Below are 3,151 nucleotides of genomic sequence, written 5' to 3'. Positions count from 1 at the left end.
GCTTAACTGCTGTGTTCGGAATGGGTACAGGTGTTTCCCCTTCGCCATCGCCACCGAAAATTTATTAACTTTTTTACTCAGGTTCTTACACCCTCAAAACTACACAATGCCTTTTCCTTTTTCCTTGATCAAGCCCTCGACCTATTAGTATCGGTCAGCTTAGTACATTGCTGCACTTACACACCCGACCTATCGCCTTGTGTTCTCCAAGGGGTCTTACTACCTTGCGGTATGGGAAATCTCATCTTGAGGGGGGCTTCACGCTTAGATGCCTTCAGCGTTTATCCCTTCCGTACTTGGCTACCCAGCCATGCACCTGGCGGTACAACTGGTACACCCTCGGTACGTCCGTCCCGGTCCTCTCGTACTAAGGACGGCTCCTCTCAAATTTCCTGCGCCCGCGATGGATAGGGACCGAACTGTCTCACGACGTTCTGAACCCAGCTCGCGTGCCGCTTTAATGGGCGAACAGCCCAACCCTTGGGACCGACTTCAGCCCCAGGATGCGACGAGCCGACATCGAGGTGCCAAACCTCCCCGTCGATGTGGACTCTTGGGGGAGATAAGCCTGTTATCCCCGAGGTAGCTTTTATCCGTTGAGCGACGGCAATTCCACTCTCTACCGCCGGATCACTAAGCCCGACTTTCGTCCCTGCTCGATATGTCTATCTCGCAGTCAAGCTCCCTTCTGCCTTTACACTCTTTGAATGATTTCCAACCATTCTGAGGGAACCTTTGGGCGCCTCCGTTACCTTTTAGGAGGCGACCGCCCCAGTCAAACTGCCCACCTGACAATGTCCCACATCCGGCTTACGGACTATGGTTAGAACTTCGGTACTTAAAGGGTGGTATCCCACCTTTGGCTCCTCACAGGCTGGCGCCCATGATTCCATGCCTCCCACCTATTCTGTACATTAAGCACCAAAATCCAATGTCAGGCTACAGTAAAGCTCTACGGGGTCTTTCCGTCCTATCGCGGGTAACCAGCATCTTCACTGGTACTACAATTTCGCCGGGTCCCTTGTTGAGACAGTGCCCAAATCGTTACGCCTTTCGTGCGGGTCGGAACTTACCCGACAAGGAATTTCGCTACCTTAGGACCGTTATAGTTACGGCCGCCGTTCACTGGGGCTTCGGTTCTATGCTTTGCTTACGCTAACATTTCCCCTTAACCTTCCAGCACTGGGCAGGCGTCAGCCCCTATACTTCATCTCTCGATTTAGCAGAGACCTGTGTTTTTGCTAAACAGTCGTTTGGGCCTATTCTCTGCGGCCTGGTCGCCCAGGCACCCCTTCTCCCTAAGTTACGAGGTTCTTTTGCCGAATTCCTTAACAAGGGTTCTCCCGTTCGTCTTCGGATTCTCTCCGCGCCTACCTGTGTCGGTTTGCGGTACGGGCACCTTCACTCTCGATAGCAGCTTTTCTCGCCAGTGTGAATTCAGTGACTTCCCTACTTGTTTTTCGGTCCCCTTCACAGCCTAGAGTTCTTGGTATGTGGTTCTTTACTCACATACCCTCCTCACTGCTTGGACGGGCTCTACCATCAACCCGCTTCACTTATCCTCCTGTGTCACTGCCTCTCTCATGCAAGTGTCGGTGGTATCGGAATCTCAACCGATTTCCCATCGCCTACGACTTCCGTCCTCGGCTTAGGCCCCGACTTACCCTGAGTGGACGAGCCTTCCTCAGGAATCCTTAGGCTCTCGACGGGGTGGATTCTCACCACCCTCTCGCTACTCATACCGGCATTCTCTCTAGTATACCGTCCACCGCGCCTTTCGGTACAGCTTCTGCCAGTATACTATGCTCCCCTACCACTGTCTTGCGACAATCCATAGCTTCGGTGACAGGTTTTAGCCCCGGACATTTTCGGCGCATTACCACTCGACCAGTGAGCTATTACGCACTCTTTAAATGTGTGGCTGCTTCTAAGCCAACATCCTGGTTGTCTGTGCAATAACACATCCTTTCCCACTTAACCTGTACTTTGGGACCTTAGCTGATGGTCTGGGCTGTTTCCCTTTTGACCACGAGACTTATCTCACGTAGTCTGACTCCCAAAGATCAAGTATGCGGCATTCGGAGTTTGATAGGGTTCGGTAAGCTTTTGGCCCCCTAGCCCATTCAGTGCTCTACCTCCGCTACTCTTCTTTGAGGCTAGCCCTAAAGCTATTTCGGGGAGAACCAGCTATCTCCAAGTTCGATTGGCATTTCACCCCTATCCACAGCTCATCCCCCAGTTTTTCAACACTGGTGGGTTCGGACCTCCACGAGATTTTACTCTCCTTTCATCCTGGCCATGGATAGATCACCTGGTTTCGGGTCTACATTATGATACTTATTCGCCCTATTAAGACTCGGTTTCCCTACGGCTCCGGACCTTCAGTCCTTAACCTTGCATCATAACGTAACTCGCCGGTCCGTTCTACAAAAAGTACGCGGTCGCACATCACGTGCTACCACTGTTTGTAAACATAGGGTTTCAGGTTCTCTTTCACTCCCCTCCCGGGGTGCTTTTCACCTTTCCCTCACGGTACTTCTCCTCTATCGGTCACCAGGTAGTATTTAGCCTTGGGAGGTGGTCCTCCCTGCTTCCCACAGGATTTCTCGTGTCCCGTGGTACTCTGGATCTCGGCTTCCTTCTTACACCTTTCGTCTACAGGACTGTCACCTTCTTTGGTCTGACCTTCCAGCCAGTTCGACTAGGATTCAGTTGGATATTGCCGGTCCACAACCCCCGTATCCGAAGATACGGGTTTGGGCTATTTCCCGTTCGCTCGCCGCTACTTGGAAAATCGAGTTTTCTTTCTCTTCCTCCGGGTACTTAGATGTTTCAGTTCCCCGGGTTTTCCTTCCCATACCTATGGATTCAGTATGGGATACCTAGGGTTTTCCTAGGTGGGTTCCCCCATTCGGACATCTGTGGTTCAATGCCTGCTTGCGGCTCCCCACAGCTTTTCGCAGCTTGCCACGTCCTTCTTCGGCTCCTGGTGCCAAGGCATCCACCCTACGCTCTTCATAGCTTGATCTATCTTTTCTAACCTTGCGAAACTGTAGTGTATTTCTACCCTACAATATTGTTTGTGTTGCTTTGGCATTGTGTAGTTTTCAAGGTGCAAAAACGAGGGTATTAGACCCTCAAAACCAAACAG

General features: G+C 51.6%; 2 rRNA genes. Both read right to left on the bottom strand.

Features of this window, described 5'->3' with window-relative positions:
* Positions 1-58: ribosomal RNA gene (rrf, locus tag EJN67_RS13840) — 5S ribosomal RNA — on the bottom strand; the annotation flags it as partial.
* Positions 59-124: 66 nt separating this feature from the next.
* A 23S ribosomal RNA gene (locus EJN67_RS13835) occupies positions 125-3,028 on the bottom strand.
* Between the last annotated feature and the right edge of the window lie 123 nt (positions 3,029-3,151).

The organism is Xylanivirga thermophila (assembly GCF_004138105.1).
Classification (GTDB): Bacteria; Bacillota; Clostridia; order Caldicoprobacterales; family Xylanivirgaceae; genus Xylanivirga; species Xylanivirga thermophila.
The sequence above is the reverse complement of the archived record's forward strand: the minus strand, read 5'-3'. Positions and strand labels throughout refer to the sequence as shown.